The 15,475-nt window shown below is 69.4% G+C and carries 15 protein-coding genes; 4 read left to right on the forward strand and 11 right to left on the reverse strand.

All coding sequences use genetic code 11. The features are described 5' to 3' along the window. Both TFC3_RS38025 and TFC3_RS16300 read left to right on the forward strand, forming a co-directional pair. Positions 1-602 (forward strand): hypothetical protein (locus tag TFC3_RS38025; RefSeq protein ID WP_161952604.1); only part of this gene is annotated, 602 nt, incomplete at its 5' end. A 138-nt stretch (positions 603-740) separates the two neighbouring features. Continuing rightward, positions 741-1,337 carry an ISL3 family transposase gene (locus TFC3_RS16300; protein WP_067500575.1) on the forward strand — a complete coding sequence of 199 codons (597 nt, stop codon included), beginning with the start codon at positions 741-743 and terminating at the stop codon, positions 1,335-1,337. A 46-nt stretch (positions 1,338-1,383) separates the two neighbouring features. Here TFC3_RS16300 and TFC3_RS16305 read toward each other — a convergent pair whose 3' ends face one another. The 6 genes from TFC3_RS16305 to TFC3_RS16330 all read right to left on the reverse strand — a co-directional run bounded on the left by TFC3_RS16305 (position 1,384) and on the right by TFC3_RS16330 (position 7,292). Beyond that, positions 1,384-1,707: a hypothetical protein gene (locus tag TFC3_RS16305; RefSeq protein ID WP_153040257.1), complete on the reverse strand. Its 324-nt coding sequence runs from the start codon at positions 1,705-1,707 to the stop codon at positions 1,384-1,386. Positions 1,708-2,574: 867 nt separating this feature from the next. Continuing rightward, the gene (locus TFC3_RS16310; protein WP_082772463.1) at positions 2,575-3,849 is read right to left on the reverse strand and encodes an HNH endonuclease signature motif containing protein; all 1,275 of its coding nucleotides are present in this window, start codon (positions 3,847-3,849) and stop codon (positions 2,575-2,577) included. Positions 3,850-4,361: 512 nt separating this feature from the next. Then, positions 4,362-5,318: a TIGR03557 family F420-dependent LLM class oxidoreductase gene (locus TFC3_RS16315; RefSeq protein WP_067506843.1), complete on the reverse strand. Its 957-nt coding sequence runs from the start codon at positions 5,316-5,318 to the stop codon at positions 4,362-4,364. 89 nt (positions 5,319-5,407) lie between these two features. Next, positions 5,408-6,058 (reverse strand): DUF3618 domain-containing protein, encoded by a 651-nt coding sequence (locus TFC3_RS16320; RefSeq protein WP_067500580.1) that lies wholly within the window; start codon positions 6,056-6,058, stop codon positions 5,408-5,410. Beyond that, positions 6,034-6,453 (reverse strand): phage holin family protein, encoded by a 420-nt coding sequence (locus TFC3_RS16325; protein ID WP_067500582.1) that lies wholly within the window; start codon positions 6,451-6,453, stop codon positions 6,034-6,036. The genes TFC3_RS16320 and TFC3_RS16325 overlap by 25 nt, the downstream gene beginning before the upstream one ends. After that, entirely contained in the window at positions 6,450-7,292 is an 843-nt protein-coding gene (locus TFC3_RS16330; RefSeq protein ID WP_067506846.1) for a hypothetical protein, read from the reverse strand. The genes TFC3_RS16325 and TFC3_RS16330 overlap by 4 nt, the downstream gene beginning before the upstream one ends. A gap of 215 nt (positions 7,293-7,507) precedes the next feature. Here TFC3_RS16330 and TFC3_RS16335 point away from each other — a divergent pair, with 215 nt between their 5' ends. Then, positions 7,508-8,782 (forward strand): sulfite oxidase, encoded by a 1,275-nt coding sequence (locus TFC3_RS16335; protein WP_067500584.1) that lies wholly within the window; start codon positions 7,508-7,510, stop codon positions 8,780-8,782. A 140-nt stretch (positions 8,783-8,922) separates the two neighbouring features. Here TFC3_RS16335 and TFC3_RS16340 read toward each other — a convergent pair whose 3' ends face one another. Further along, entirely contained in the window at positions 8,923-10,674 is a 1,752-nt protein-coding gene (locus TFC3_RS16340; protein WP_067500586.1) for an ABC transporter ATP-binding protein, read from the reverse strand. Beyond that, a complete protein-coding gene (locus TFC3_RS16345; RefSeq protein ID WP_201787253.1) occupies positions 10,671-12,257 on the reverse strand; it encodes an ABC transporter ATP-binding protein in 1,587 nt (528 codons plus the stop codon). The genes TFC3_RS16340 and TFC3_RS16345 overlap by 4 nt, the downstream gene beginning before the upstream one ends. Before the next feature lie 195 nt (positions 12,258-12,452). Here TFC3_RS16345 and folP point away from each other — a divergent pair, with 195 nt between their 5' ends. Next, positions 12,453-13,334, forward strand: a complete 882-nt coding sequence (folP, locus tag TFC3_RS16350) for a dihydropteroate synthase (RefSeq protein ID WP_236718152.1) — start codon at positions 12,453-12,455, stop codon at positions 13,332-13,334. Here folP and TFC3_RS16355 read toward each other — a convergent pair. From TFC3_RS16355 to TFC3_RS16365, 3 genes are all read right to left on the reverse strand, one after another. Beyond that, positions 13,331-13,882 carry a TetR/AcrR family transcriptional regulator gene (locus TFC3_RS16355; RefSeq protein WP_067500588.1) on the reverse strand — a complete coding sequence of 184 codons (552 nt, stop codon included), beginning with the start codon at positions 13,880-13,882 and terminating at the stop codon, positions 13,331-13,333. The two genes, folP and TFC3_RS16355, sit on opposite strands and share 4 nt — an antisense overlap. 112 nt (positions 13,883-13,994) lie before the next feature. Next, complete coding sequence (locus TFC3_RS16360; RefSeq protein WP_067500590.1) at positions 13,995-14,435, reverse strand: DUF6069 family protein; 441 nt, start codon at positions 14,433-14,435, stop codon at positions 13,995-13,997. Next, the gene (locus TFC3_RS16365; protein ID WP_067500592.1) at positions 14,428-15,426 is read right to left on the reverse strand and encodes an RNA polymerase subunit sigma-70; all 999 of its coding nucleotides are present in this window, start codon (positions 15,424-15,426) and stop codon (positions 14,428-14,430) included. Before TFC3_RS16365 ends, TFC3_RS16360 begins: the two co-directional genes overlap by 8 nt. Positions 15,427-15,475: the final 49 nt, after the last annotated feature.

Raw genomic sequence — 15,475 nt, forward strand, 5'->3', positions numbered from 1 at the left:
CCCCAGCGGAGTATGGCGCGGGACGAACGCAGAATGCCGTTACTCCATCCCAGGCATCGCGGCCCCAGCAGCATGAGCGCCGCCGCGACCGGAAACGATCTCTCCGACGGAATGGCGACACGCGCGATCTACAGTGGGCCGACGTCAAGGAGTGGTTCAACCCGGCCGGGAACGGCAGCACACCCGACCTGCTCATCTGCGGCACCACACTCGACCACTGGCAAGCAATGCTCACGCTGATCCGAACAAGCGGCTGGCCATGCGAGTACGAACACCGCGACGTCCGCAGCGAAGTGCCCCCGGCAGCGGCCGACCTGTTCGCTCGCAACCCGGATGACTGGCTGAGATGCCTGCCGGTCTGGCCCGTGCCCGACATGGAGGTGACCTTCCGCCCCGGTCAACCCGACTACATTCTTGGCGACGTAAACCTGTCCGAACTGCAGGGACAGGACCGGCTGAACGAGTTCTGCGGTTTCCTCCGCCGGCTCGGGCAAGCCCTGAACAAACGAGTGGCAATGCTCGCCGAGGGCGGCGACAACTACCCAATACTCGCGTACGAGGTCGACCAAGATCGCGTCAGCTTCCTCGCCGGCCCGCGGTGAGGTCGACCATGACCGTCACCTTCCTCACCGCCCGCCGTGAGGGCCCTCGGCAGAGCGAGAGCGCCTGAACCGGCTCCTACGGCAGGCGACTGCCACAACACCGTTTCCCGATATGCGCGTGCCGCTACCTGGCAAGAGATGGTCGTCGGGCACAAGCCACGTCCGAGCAGCCTCGACCCGTTTAAGCCGCACCTGCTGCGGCGCATTGCCGAGGGTCGCCTCAAGGCCGCCAGCCTGCACCGCGAGATCACCGCGCAGGGCTTCAGCGGCAAGTACGGCATCGTCCGTGCCTTCGTCGAGCAGCACCGCACCCGCCCAGACCTCAGCAAGATCGCCAAGCCTCCGTCGGTCCGCGAGGTGACCGGATGGATCTGTCGCCATCCTGATCATCTTGTCGAGCGTGACGCCGACCGGCTTCGAGCCATCCTCCAACGGTGCCCGGAACTGGCCACCGCCGCCGACCTGGTGCGCTCGTTCGCCCACATGCTGACAAGCCTGCATGGCGACCGGCTCGGCGAATGGATCGCCGCGGCCCAACAGGCGGGATTGCCCGGCATCACCAGCTTTGCCAGCGGCTTGACCAGCGACTTGGACGCTGTCACCGCTGGCCTCACCCTGCCGCATAGTTCGGGACCGGTGGAAGACAACGTCAACCGGATCAAGATGCTGAAGCGGCAGATGTACGGTCGAGCCGGCTTCGACCTGCTCCGGAAACGAGTGCTGCTGACACCTTGACCGTGACTACCGCCAGAAGGAGTCGCAGGCGATCACTGCCTGCTTGTTAGTCCCCGCTGAAGACCAGTCGCCTATGGTGTGGTCGACGCGGAGCTGGCAGGAGCAGCTCGGCCAAAGTGATCAGCGGCGCGATGCTGTCGCTCAAATGCAAGAAATCCACGGTGGCCGTCAGTCTCTCCAACTCGGCGATCAGCATGGCCGTCTGACGCGGGTTGAACGTCGTATCGTCGTACGCGTCCACCCCGGCCAAGAGCGGGTATTGAGCCGGATTTGATGACGCAGCCTGACAGATGGCCTTCACGTCACACTCGCCAGCAATCTCCGAGACGAGCTTTCCGGAGTACTCAACGACTCGCACGCTGATCCCCATGATCAGCAGTATGCCCTGGCCTAGTCGGCTGTGCGGCACCTCCACACTTGGTGGGACAGAACCCCAAACTCGCGAACAAAACCAACCGCGCGGCACGGATGGGCATCACAGATGCAGCGCCCGGGCGTGCTCAGTCCGCAACCGCCGAAGAAGCCGATCATCCACGGTCCAAGATCAGTGCGCCGGCCGAGGCAGGAGGCCGAGGCAGGAGGCCTGCCGGGACTGCGGCAACCAAGTCAGGTAACAACGATTCCGGGTACGGCGTGGCTGAGCCGGCGCGCAGGTCAGGGATCGGATCAGCAGGTCGGCATCGAGGCGCCGCAAGGTGAAGCGCCACAAAACGCCGCGCGCGAAACGCTGGGCAGCGAGAAGCGGGCCGCGAGAGGCCAAGGCCCTGCTCCGCGAAGCGAGCGAAACGCTGCACCGCGAGACTGGCGAAACCGCCACCGCAAAGCAGGCGAAACCTGTACCGCGACACGGGCGAAACGCTGCACCGCCGAAACTGGCGAGACGCTGCACCATCACACGGGCGAGACGCTGCACCGCCACACGGGCGAGACGCTGCACCGCCACACGGGCGAGACGCTGCACCGCCACACGGGCGAGACGCTGCACGCGCGACTTTCGGGAGCGAGCCAAGACGCTTCGAGACGAGACGCTGCGCTGTATTTGAGAAGCGCTCCGCGTGAGTGGTAGCCCGGCTCGGACCCACAGGTGGGTTGGAGGACACCGCGATCCCGGCCGGTCGCAACGTAGCGGCAAGCACCGGGCGCTGCATCGCGTACCCGGCGATGAAGACGAACTTAGCCGCGGAGCCAAAGAATTGTTGAGCACTGCCCTGGCTTGAAGAAGGCGGGCCAGCGGTTCTTAAGCGCTGGAGCGGAGTCTGTTTCGTTGGGGTTTCTGCTCGGGATCCAGCCAGGGCGGGGCGAAGAAGTCGGGGATTTGGTCCGCTCCCATTCGGACCCGCCAACCCGAGCTCGGGTCGTGGATGACACGGTGGTGAAAGCCGCAGAGCGCGACGAGGTTGAGTGCGTCGGTGGTGCCTCCTCTTGACCAGTGGATGACGTGATGGAGATCTGCCCAGCGCCGCGGGCGGTCACAACCGGGGAAGGCGCATCCGCCGTCGCGTACCAGGACGGCTTGGCGCAAGGGTCCGGATGCTGCGCGCTGGCGGCGGCCGGCGTTGAGAATCTGGCCGGCGCTGCCCAGTACGAGGGGCAGGATGCGGGCGTCGCAGGCCAGCCGGCGTACTGTTTCGGCCGAAATCCGTTCTCCGCTGTCCAGCGTGCCGGCTCGCATCTGCCCGGCCAGGGTGTCGAAGGCTGTGGTGACGGCCAGCTGGGGCGGCTCGCCACCGTGCACCGGCAGGTCACCGGTGCGCATCGCGAGGCGGCACACCTCAACCAGGGCGTCGGCGCGTAGCTGCGCCACCGTGCGGTCGTCGCCCTTGGCGGGACAGCACAGGGGTTGCAGGGCCGTGTTGATGATCATGGCGTCCTCGGCGCTGAGTGCACCACTGAGACGAACCAGGCCGTCGACGGGTGAGGACAGGGTGAAACCGCGCTGGTTGCGGGTGCGGGCTTCGCGCTGCTGAAGTGCGACTTCCTCGGCACGCTCGGCGATCTCGGGGGCGACGTGGTCGAGGATGCGCTGCCCGAGCTGGCGCAGTTGGTACGCCGGGAAGTCGCCGGCCATGCCGATCAGCATCCGTTCGGCCTTGTCCGCGATCTCCCGCGACGACAGGGTGCCGTCGACAGCGGCGATGGTTTCGGGGATCTGCTCGACCGCCGACGCGATCACCGCCGCCTGCCGGATGTCGGCGTGCCCGTCGACGACCGCCTGTGCCACATCCGGCCGGCTGTCGAGCAGCCGGGACTGTTCAGCCAGCTCGCGGGCCGGCGACGGGTCCATCGACAGCACCGTACGCAAATAGGATGTCATTGTCCGGAAACGCTGTTCAGCCGGCAGGCCCCGGATCTCGGCCTGGTGGATCAGCTGCAGCTGCACAGCCAGCAGCGCCTGCCCGGCCCGGTGCAACGCCGTCAACGACTGCACAACCTCGGCATCGGACAGGGGCCAGAGCGCGACGCCGGCGAGTTCCGCCACGTCCTTGCTCAAGCGCTCCACGATCATCACCATGCCGCCCACATTGGCACAGGTGTACGACTGGGCCGGCATTGAGATCGGCCGGATCGCGTCATCTGCGAAAGGGGCATTTCGCCGCTGGAGGGGTGGCGGCTCAGGCTTTTGGCGTGGTAGAGCCGCAGTTCAGGAAGCCACATCGGGATGAGGGTGAGACGGATCGGGGATGTCTTGGGCCTTCAGCCGGCCAACCCCTTGCGGGAAAGGGGTAACCACAGGTCAGCAATGTGGAGCGGCGGGGCACTCGTCAGGCAGCAGAATGAGTACGCACCCCGCGCCCACCAAGAGGAAGCGGTCCGCCCAACGTCGGCCAGTCGGACAGCGGGCAACGGGCATCGCCAATCTCCACCAGAAGGACGCAGCGGCCGCCCCACCTCAGCCAGCGATCAGGGCGACAGCGCCACCTTCACCCCGTAAGACCGAGCCGGCCCCGGCGATCTCAGCCGGCACGCAACACGACGCCCGACAAAGATGCGGTGACCGCGGCAACCAGAACGACACTGCAGAAATCAGAGCGCCCGCAACTTATCCGCAAGATCCTTCTGGAAGAAGTCGATGAAGCCTTCCGGATCCGGTCCCGCATTCTGCAGCACGATGTGGTCGAAGCCCGCTTCCAGGTACGGCTTCACGGCCTCCACGTACGCCTCGGGATCGGGGCCGTGGGCGAACTTCTCGGCAACGTCCTCCTCGCGTACGGTCTGGGAGGCGGCTTCGAAGTTGGCCGGGTTGGGGAGTTCGCTCATGACCTTCCAGCCGGTCAGGGCCCAGCGGGTGGTCTTGTACGCCTCCTTGATGCCCGCTTCGGCCGTCGGCGCCCAGGCCATGGGTACCTCGGCGTAGCGGGGGCCGGTGCCGCCCGCTGCCCGGTAGCTTTCTACCAGGTCGGCTCGGGGCTCCGTGGCGAACAGTCCGTCGGCCAGTTCGGCGGCCATGGCGGCGGCGTTCTTGCCACCGGCGGCTACGGCGATGACGGGGAGCTGGTCCGGCAGGTCGAAGACGCGGGCATCTTCGAGCTGCAGGTGCTTGCCCTCGTACGACTGGTAGCCGCCCTGCCACAGCAGCTTGATGATCTCCAGCGCCTCACGCAGTCGCTCGTGCCGGCCGCGCACGCTGGGGAAGCCTTGGCCGACGACGTGTTCGTTGAGGCGCTCGCCCGCGCCGATGCCCAGGGTGAAGCGGTTGTCAGAGGTGATCGCGAGGGTGGCCGCGGCCTGGGCGATGATCGCCGGGTGGTAGCGCACCGTGGGGCAGGTGACACCGGTGGCCAGGCCAATGGTGCTGGTCTTGGCGGCGATGGCACCCAGGACGGTCCACGCGAACGGAGAGTGGCCCTGCACGTCGAGCCACGGATGATAATGGTCGCTGATCTCGACGAAGTCGAACCCGGCGCGCTCCGCGGCTACCGCCTGCTCGATGAGTTCCTTGGGGCCGAAACCCTCGGCGGCCAGCTTGTATCCGAACTTCAAGGTCATGGCGATGGGGTTCCCCGGCAGGGGTACAGCAAACGCCGGGCCGCTCTGCGGGAGAGCGGGCCCGGCGTTGAGAATGCCGTACGTCAGGAGCGGGCGTTGCTGACCGCCTGCTTGCTCTGCTCCTTGGCGTCCTGTGCCGAGGACTGCGCCTGCTGCTTGGTCTGCTGTGCGGCGTCCTGAGCGGTCTCCTTCAGGTTGCTGGCAGCCTCCTGAACGGTGCCCGACAGGTCATCCTTGACCTCGTTGGCGATTTCCTTGGCCTTCTCGGTCAGGTCGCCGCTGCGTTCCTTGATCTGCTCGCCGGCGCGCTTCTCGGCCTCGGTGACCGGAAGCAGCGTGGCGGTGAGCATGCCGATGCCGAAGGCGATGATGCCCGCCGCGAGCGGATTGCCTTGCGTCTGCTGGGTGACCGCCGCCGGCGCGCCCTTGACGGCCTCAGCCGCGTCGTGCGCCTTCTCCTGGACCGTGCTGCCCAGGTCGGAGGCCTTGTCACCGATCTGCGAACCAAGCTGCGAGGCCTTGTCCTGCACCGTGCCGGCCGCCGAGTGGGCGGTGTCGGACGTGGCGTGCCGGGCCTGCTCCGTGCTGCCCATGACTTTCTCCTTCACCGAACTCCAGCGCCGGCGCGCGACCTGCTTGGGGCTGGTCTTTTCCGCCAGCAGGTCGACGTCACGCGTCAGCGAGGCGCGCGTGTTCTCGATGTCCTGCCTCAGCCGGTCGGGTTCTTCAGCCATTGCGCGTCCTCCTTGAGCGTGTCTACGGTGCGCCGGGGCATGGGGTCCACGGTCTTGAGCTTCTTGCGGCCGTTGGCGTAGAGGACCGCACCGACGATCCCCCAGATCACCGCGACGATGAGCGCGGCCCAGCCCCAGTCCATGACGTTGGCCAGGGCGGCCACGAGCGCGAAGCTGAGCAGAATGACGGTGAGGTAGCCGGCGAACGCCGCACCGCCGAGCATCCCGGCCGCCTTGCCCGCCTTGCCGGCCTCCTGCTTGAGTTCGGCCTTGGCGAGTTCCACCTCCTGGCGGAACAACTGCGACAGGTCGTTGCTGATGTTGCCGATCATCTCACCGACGGAGGTCTGCTCGACCTCTTCGGTGCGGTCCTGACCGGCATAGGGCGCCGTCATCGCAGGCCGCCCGGGTAGTCCTCTTCCACGACGACGGGGGTGCCGGTGCCGGTCGAGGCGTACTCGGTGCCGGTGGCGGTGTAGCCCACTGCCGGGTCCGTGTACACCGGCTCGGTGTAGGCGGTCTGCGTGGTGGTAGTGGTGGCGGTGGTCGTGCCGGTGCCGCTCGTGTACGAGTCGGTCGAGGGCTTGACCGAGGACGACGTGGTGTCGTCAGCCTTCAGCACACCTTTGCCGAGGCGGCCGACCACGAACCCGGCGGCCAGCGCGGTCGCAAGGAAGGCCCCGGGGCGACGGCGGGCGAAGTCCTGGACCTCGCGCAGCACGCCTTCCGGGCCGTTCTGGTCCAGGTAGTCGGCGAGCTGACGCCCACCGTCGGCGACCCGCGAGACGACCGTCGCGGCCGGCGAGCCCTGCCGGTCGCCGCGCATCTCGTCGAGCTGGCCGGCGACCTCGCGGATGCTGCCGGAGAGCCGGTCGCTCTGCGACTTGGCCTCGGTGCTCACCCGGTCGCGCACGTCGGAAACCACGCTGCGGGCCTGCTGCTTCGCCTCGCCGGCGACGCGCTGCACCTGCTCCTTGGCGGTGTCCTTGACCTCGCTGGCGGCCTGGCCGGCAGCGTGGGCACTCTCGCCCGCGGCCTGCTTTGCCTGCTCCTTGGCGCCCTGCGCGGAACTCGAGTCGCCGGTGGTCGTAATGCCCGTGGAATAGGTCTCCACCGGGTAGGCCTCTGTGGTGTAAGTCTGAGCCGGGTAGGTCTCCACGGCGGGTTCGACCGGCACCTCGCCGTAGCCCGGGGTGCCGTCCGGTGCACGTGTGCCCGTGTACGGGTCACTCATGGCTACCTCCATGATCGTTCGTCCGTTGGCGTTGCGCAGGTTCACTACCCCCTCACCGAGCCGCGCATACCTCTTTCCGCGACTGCAAACAGGCCAATTTTCCCTGCATAGATCGCGTGTACCGGGGAATCCAGTGAGGTTGCCCGGTTTTCCCATTCCATTGATGGGTTTACTATGCTTCCAGATCACCGACGGTACACACAGGAGCGAGGGCGATGGACGAATTCGGCTACGACCTGGGCCGCCTGCACGACTGGCTTGCCGGATCGGCCCGCGGCTTCTCGCGCCGTGACCTGCTCAAACTCACCGCCGCGGCGGGTGTCGCGGGCCCCGCCGCGCAAGCAAGCTCCACGCCACCGATCATCAAGCAGGCGGCAGGGCAGGCGAGCGCCCCGCCGGCAAGCCCAGTGCAAGCGGCCGGGCCGATCGTCAAGCCGCTGCCGCCGGAGCTGTTCACCGTGTTCGGCTCCAATGCGGAGATGCGCTGGTCAGCGATGGCCGGGCAGGGCCATCTCGTGCCGGTCGACCGCTTCTTCGTCCGCAATCACACGTCCACCCCGATCATCGACCGCGACACCTGGCGCCTCGAGCTCACCGGCGCCGGGCTACGGCGAGGACCGGTCTTCTACTCGTACGACGAGCTGCGCCGTTTTCCCTCGGTGACCATGACCACCGCGGTGGAGTGCGCGGGCAACGGCCGCAGCTTCTTCACCTCCCAGCAGGGCCAAACCGTGTCGGGCACCGCCTGGCAGCTCGGCGCGATCGGAGTGGCCCGCTGGCGCGGGGTGCGCCTGTCCACCCTGCTGCACCACGCCGGGCTCGGCCGCAACGCCGTCGATCTGATGCCCAGCGGCCTCGACCCGCACTACGTGACCGGCGGGGTGGACCTCGGCCCGGTACGACGCCCGTTGCCGCTGCTCAAGGCGCTGACCGACGTGCTGGTCGCGTACGAGATGAACGGTTCTCCCCTGCCCCCGGACCATGGCGCCCCCGCTCGCCTGATCGTGCCGTACTGGATCGGCATCTCCTCGATCAAGTGGCTGGGCCGCATCGAGGTCGCCGACGAGCCGCTGTTCTCGCCCTGGAACACGCAGTTCTACCGCCTGTTCGGGCCCGGCTACCCCGTCGATGGCCGGCCGTTCAACCGGCAGGTCATCAAAAGCGCGTTCGAGCTGGACCGCAATGCTCAGCTCCCGGCGGGCCGGCGGGTGCGTCTGACGGGCCGGTCCTGGTCGGCGAGCGGGGCCATCAAGCACGTCGAGGTCAGTACGGACGGCGGCACCCGCTGGCGCCGGGCGAGGCCGGTGGGCGCCGGCGAGGGAGCGGCCTGGCAGCGCTGGGAGCTGGATTGGCTGCCGGCGGCGGGTGCGCACGAGCTGCTGGCCCGGGCCACCGACGTGCGTGGCAACACCCAGCCCGACGTGGCGGCCTACAACGAACTCGGCTACCTCTTCGACGCCGTGGTCCGCCACCCGGTGGTCGCCGCCTGAAGCGACGCCGTGGTCCGCCACCCGGTGATTTCTCCGGCATCGAATCGCACTCCCAGCGCGAGGCGGGCCAGGGTGCTGCGCTGCGACAGTCCGGCCGGGATGCGTCTTCTTGTCACGACGAGGCGGCGCGAACACCCTGCCTACCCATGCCATGTCCGCCACAAAGCCGCATAGGCCCCGCCAGCCGCGACCAACTCGTTGTGCGTTCCCAGCTCCACCACCCGCCCGGCCTCCATCACCGCCACCCGGTCGGCGTCGTGCGCGGTTTGCAGCCGGTGCGCGATGGCGATCACCGTGCGGGAGTGCAGCACCGCCGCCAGCGCCTGCTCCGCCGCCCGGGCCTTGGCCGGGTCGAGCAGGGCCGTGGCCTCGTCCAGCACCACGGTGTGCGGGTCGGCCAGCACCACCCGGGCCAGGGCCACCTGCTGGGCCTGCGCACCGTCAAGGCCCCGGTCACCGAGCGGCGTGTCCAGTCCGTGCGGCAGATCCACCGCCCAGGTAGCCCCGACCACAGCCAGCGCCGACCACAGCAGGTCATCGGAAAAGGCGGAACAGGAGGAAGAGGCAGAAGAGGTGGCAAGGGTCAGGTTGATGCGCAGGGTGTCGCGGAAGATGTGATGTTCCTGGGTGACCAGCACAACCTGACGGCGCAGCACATCCGCGGGCAGCGAGGCAACCGGTACTCCCCCAGCGGTCACCGTCCCCGAGCGCGGCCGGTCAACTCCGGCGAGCAGCCGGCCCAGCGTGGATTTGCCCGCGCCGGAGGGGCCCACCAGGGCCAAGCGCTCTCCTGGTCGTACCGTCAGATCAACGCCCCGCAGCACGTCGCGCCCGCCGTCGTAGCTGTAGCGAACGTCGCGCACCTCGATCCGGTCGCCGGCCGGGGCGGGCACGAAGGTGGCGCGGGACGCGGCGGGCAGGGCGGTCAGGCCTTCAAGGCGGGCGAACGAGGCGCCGCTGGCCTGCAGCTGTTCCAGCCAGATGAGAATGGCGTCGAGCGGCACCGCAAGCTGGCGCAGATAAAGCGCGGCCGCCGCTACGTCGCCCAGCGTGATCTGGTTGTGGCTGTGCAGCGCTCCCCCGGCCAGCAGCACGCCGGCCACCGGCACTACATAGGACACGTCGACCGACGGGTAGAACACACTGCGCAGGAACAAGGTCCGCAGGCGGGTGCGCCAGGCGCAGGAGAGCACGTCACGGTCCACGGCCGCGCGGCGTTCCTGCAACCCCAGGGCCTCCACGGTACGAGCACCCGCCACCGCCGCCGTCAGCTGATCGGCGAGCGCGGAACCGGCCGCCCCCTCGTCGAGATAGGCCCGCCGCGCCCGGCGCAGGTACCAGCGGGTGGCCACGGTGATCCCGGACAGCCCGGCCACCCCGATCACACCGAGACGCGGGTCCACCAGAAACACCGCGACCAGCACGAACACGGCCTGGCAGGCGGCGATCAGCACCTCGGGAACCGCATCACGCAGCGTGGTGGCAACCGCATTGACGTCGGCCGTGCCGCGGGCCGCCAGATCACCGGCCGGCACCCGCTCGGCCAGCACGGGCGGTAGCGCCAGCACCCGGTCCAGGAAGCTCTCGCGGACCCGGGCCGCAGTGCGCTCCCCGAAGCGGTAGCCCACCATCAGCGCGGTGCGGGCCAGCACCAGCTGCGCCAGCGTGCACAACCCGAGGGCCAGCGCGAGCCGGTCAACGGTGTGCACCGTGGCCTGCCCGGCCGCCACCGCGTCGACGATGGTCCCGAGCAGCCACGGCCCGGCCAGCCCGGCGATCGCGGCCACCGCGTTGAGCAGCACCATCGCCACCACCGCACCGCGGTCGGCGCGAAGCAGGCCCAGGGCTGCGCGGCGCACCCGGGCTCGCCCGGCTATCGGCAGCGGGGTCACCAGCCGGCCCTGGAAGCCGCATCCTCCTGCGGGGCAGCCGCCGCCGAACCCCGGTGCACCAGGTCGCGGTAGCCGGGTTCGGTGCCGAGCAGCCCGTGGTGGTGCCCGGTGGCCAGCACCCGCCCGCCCACCAGGAAGTGCACGATGTCGGCGCGTTCCAGCAGGGCCGGCGACGTCGTGGTGATCACCGTGGTACGACCGGAGCGCGCCGCCGGCAACCGTTCCGCGATCGCCGCCTCGGTGTGCGCGTCCACCGCAGACGTCGGGTCCACGGCCAGCAGCACGTCCGGGTCGGCGAACACCGCGCGGGCCAGCCGGATCCGCTGGCGTTGCCCGCCGGAGAGGTTGCGGCCCCCGTCGGCGATCGGCGAGGGCAACCCGTCGGCCAGGTCATCGGCGGCGGCCACGTGCAACGCCCGCTGCACCGCCGCCGCGTCGGGGGCGTGCCGGCCGGCCACGACGTCGGCGAGCGTGCCGCCGAACAGGTACGCCTCGGGCTCGGCGACCAGGATGCGCTCGCGCACGGCCAGCGAGTCGACCCGGCTGTCGCCCCAGAGCGCGTCGGTGGGCCCGTACCCGCCGAGCCGGTCGACCACCGCCGCCGCGTCGGCCGTGCTGGCCGCGGCGACCGCGGTGAACGAGCCGGGCACCACGTGCACCCCGGAGGCCGGGTCGTGCAGCGCTTCGTACCCGCAAGGCTCGATGCTGGAAGCAATGTCCACCGGCAGCCGCAGGAACGTGAGGATGCGGCGCCCCGCCACCAGCGCATGCCCGATGTCGAAGCCGCCCTCGATGAGGAACGCGACCGGCACCACCAGCATCGCCGAGTATCCCCAGACCGCGACGAGTTCCCCGGCGGTGATCGTGCCCTGCGCGGCCATCCGGGCAGCCAGCCAGATCACCGCGGCCAGGAACATCGCCGGCAGCCCGGCCCCGAGCGCCTGAATCCAGCTGGTCACCGCCCCGACCCGGTAGCCGTCGCGGGCCACCTGCTGCGACTCGTGGCGGTAGCGCAACGCGAACGTGTCCTTGCCGCCGAGGCCGTTGAGAACCTTCAGCCCGCCGACCACATCGACCAGCCGGTCCGCGAGCGCACCCTGACGTTCGCGGTAGCGCGAACCAGCGTGCTGCAAACTGCGCAGCATCGGCCCCACGGCGAGACCCAGGACGGGCACTCCGGCCAGGACCACAACGGCCAGCAGCGGGGAGATCTCCATGAGGAGAACAGCGACGATGCCGTACGCCAGCAGCGCGCCCAGTCCCGGCCCGGTGACGGTCAGCGCCTGGGCCAGCACCCACACATCGGCTACCCCGATGGTGACTACTTCTCCGGCTCCCAGCCGCCGCGGCATCGCCGATCCGAGCCGGGAGGCGTGGGCGAGTACGGCCCGCAGGGTCCGGAAGGCGCCGTCGAGCCGGATCCGGGTCATTGTGCGGTGCCGCAGGGTGGCCAGCGTCGCGTTGAGACCGCCGGCGACGAAGAGCAGACCCACCCAGACCGCGAGCACGGGAAGGTCGCGGTGCTGCAGGCCACGATCAACCGCTTGCGACAAAAGGTACGGTGACAGCGTGAGCCCGGCCATCCACGCGGACCCGATCACCGCCCCCGCCGCGACCCGCCGCTTCTGGCAGCGCACGAGCCACCAGAGGTAGCGCACCGGGTCCCGTACATCGGCAACTGCGAGTCCCGTCTCCGTCACGCCTTGCACCCTATTGCGCGGCGATCAATGTCGGGAAGCCCCCAATACCGCACCTCAGGGCCCGGGTAGTCTCGCCGCGTGAGCCACTACGAACCGCCGCTGATCGACGCCCACCGGATCATCGGCGGGCGATCGTACGACTTCTCCCGGCGCGTTGCGGTGATGGCGATCGTCAACCGGACCCCCGACTCTTTTCACGATCGGGGCCGCACGTTCGCGTTGGGCAAGGCCACCGAGGCGGTGCAGGCCGCGGCCGCTGCGGGCGCCGATTGGATCGACATCGGCGGGGTGCCGTTCGCCCCGGGCCCGCCGGTGTCGATCGAGGAGGAACTCGACCGCGTGCTGCCGGTGGTGCAGGCGGCGCAGGGCCTCACGGTGGTCTCCGTGGACACCTACCGGCCCGAGGTGGCCCGGGAGGTGATCAAAGCCGGGGCCGGGGTCATCAACGACACGAGCGGTCTGCGCGATGTGGCCATGGCCGACGCGGTGGCCGGCACGGATGCCGCCCTGGTGATCACGCACAGCTTGGCGGCCCCGCGGACCCTGCATCCCAGCCCGCGGTACGGCGACGTCGTGGCCGAGGTGGGTGACTTCCTGCGGGCCCGGGTGCAGGTGGCGCTGGATCATGGGGTACGCCCGGAGCAGCTCATCATCGATCCCGGCCCGGACCTGAACAAGAACACCGGGCACACCCTGGAACTGAGCCGGCGCCTGCCCGACATCGCCGGCCTCGGCTACCCGTTGCTGGCCGCGGTGAGCAACAAGGACTTCATCGGCGAGGTGCTCGACGCCCCGCAACGCGAGCGCCTGAGCGGCACCCTGGCCGCGGTGGTCTTCTGGATCCTGCGCGGCGCGCGGATCGTCCGGGTCCACGACGTGCGCGCCGCGGTGGAGGCCGTGCGCATGACCGAGGCGATGCTGGGTTACCGGGCGCCCGCGTACCTGCAGCACAACATCTAGGCAGGTTTTTCTTCGTCATGGGCCAGCAGCTCACGCATCCAGGGCTCCTGGGCCACGGCGTCGGGTCCGGCAACGCGCATCGCGCCGAGCACGGTCAGCATCATCCCGTACGAGATGAAGGCCCGTGCCTCCTCGACCGGCACCCCGGTGAGCCGCCGGACACTCTGGTAGATCCGGCCGAAGCACTCGCGCACCACCGGCCCGATCGCCGGGTCCGAAGCCGCCGCGAACCCGTGCAACAAGCAGGTGATCAACTCGCGCTCGGCCAGCAGCTCCTGGTAAGCGCGCCCCAGCGACTCCAAAGTGGGAGCTTCCTGAGCGGCGCGCTCGAAGTATTCCTCGATGCGATCCGCCGCGTGCCGCACCGCGGTCAGGAACAGCTCCTGCTTGGTCCCGAACAGCCGGATCACGTACGGCTGGGAAACCCCGGCCAGCCGCGCGACCTGATCGGTGGTGGCACCGGCATACCCGCCCGCGCTGAACACCGTAACCGCCGCCTGAACCAGCTGCTCCTGCCGCTCCTCAGCGGTGAGACGAGTCCTAGCCATCCCCGCAGTTTATCAGTCAATGACATAAAGGCTTGAGGTTGTCGCATCCGGCTTTGCACACCACATGGTCGAGCCGGCCGAACACCCGACCGCGCGGTGCCCTCGGGTCTCCTCAGGTGCTGCGGGTACGCAGGTTGCGGGCCAGGGCAGGGATCATCACCGCCGCCGAGACGAGGTGCAGGCCCACCAACGCCACAATCGTGACCGCGTTTCCGCCGCTGAGCAAGGGCGGGATCAGCGACAGCACGGTCAGCGGCACCGCCGTCCCCACAAAGCGCTGGGCCGGGCGATCGCTCCAGCGCAGCAGGGCGAGAGCGATGGCCGTGCCCGCAAGGCAGCAGAAGCCGGTCACCACGGCGAAGCCGGGCAGCGGGATCGACTCGGCACCGTCGGGGATCCCGAAGCCGGCCCCGGCGGCCTTGGCCAGCGCCGCAGCCCCGGTGGTGGCCACCATCGCCACCAGCGTGGCGATCAAACCGGCGACGGCGAGCCTGCCACAGGGGGGCCGGGCGCGGCCCGATGCCGGTTCGTTGACAACTCCGGTCTCACTCATGGGTACCGGCCGGCAGGCGGGCGGGCAGGTCGAACTGTGCGAACCGCTCGTCGGAGAAGGTGACGATTTCGGTGATCGTTCCGCCGCTGATGCGCAGCACGTCGACGGTGAGCGGCAGGTAGGCGCCCTCCGGCTCATTCCACAGGTAGAAGGCGACGGCGGGCTGCCGGTTCGCCGAGGTGAGCACGGCGCGCATCCGGCTCATGCTCTCGAAGCCGTCCTCGAGCCAGTTGCTCACCACAGCGTCACGGCCCACGGTCAGCCCGGGAGTGGGGGGCATGGCGAAGCGGACGTCGTCGCGCAGCAGCGTGGCCAGGCTGTCGACGTCGGTGGCCACGCTCGCCTCGGTGTAGCGGCGTACCAGCTCACGGGTTGCGGCGTCGCCGTTGTCACCGGCCCACTCCTGGCGTTCGGCGGGCAGATGGTCGCGCATGCCGGCGCGGGCGCGCTGCAAGGCACTGTTCACCGAGTTGACGGAGTCCCCGAGCAGGTCCGCGACGTCCTTGGCGGGCCAGCCGAGCACGTCGCGCAGGATCAGCACGGCCCGCGAGCGCGGTGCCAGGTGCTGCACGGCGACCAGGTACGCCAGCTCGATCGTCTCGCGCGCAACCGCTACAGCTTCCGGCTCGTCCGCGGCACCCGCCGGTACCTCGTCGAGCAGCCGGTCGGGGTAGGGCTGCAGCCACCGCACTTCCCCACCGCTCGCGGGTTCGGGGCGGCGCTTGGCGAGCAGGTCCAGGCAGGTGTTGGTGGCGATCCGGTACAGCCAGGCCCGCATGCTCGATCGGCCCGCGAAGGTCTCCCGGCGCCGCCAGGCCCGCAGGAACGTCTCCTGAACGGCGTCCTCGGCATCCTCGAACGATCCGAGTATCCGGTAGCAGTGCACGTGCAGCTCCCGCCGGTGCCGTTCGGCCAGCCCGGTGAACGCCGGCTCGCCGGACGTACCCCCGTCATCCACGCCCAGCTCCCTCAGCCACAGATCCGTGCTCATCGCTCATCCTTCCGCCTTGGCGATGCCGTCGCAGGTATGACGGCTCCGG

The sequence above is a fragment of the Actinoplanes sp. TFC3 genome, assembly GCF_001553785.1.
In the GTDB taxonomy this organism is placed as follows: Bacteria; Actinomycetota; Actinomycetes; order Mycobacteriales; family Micromonosporaceae; genus Actinoplanes.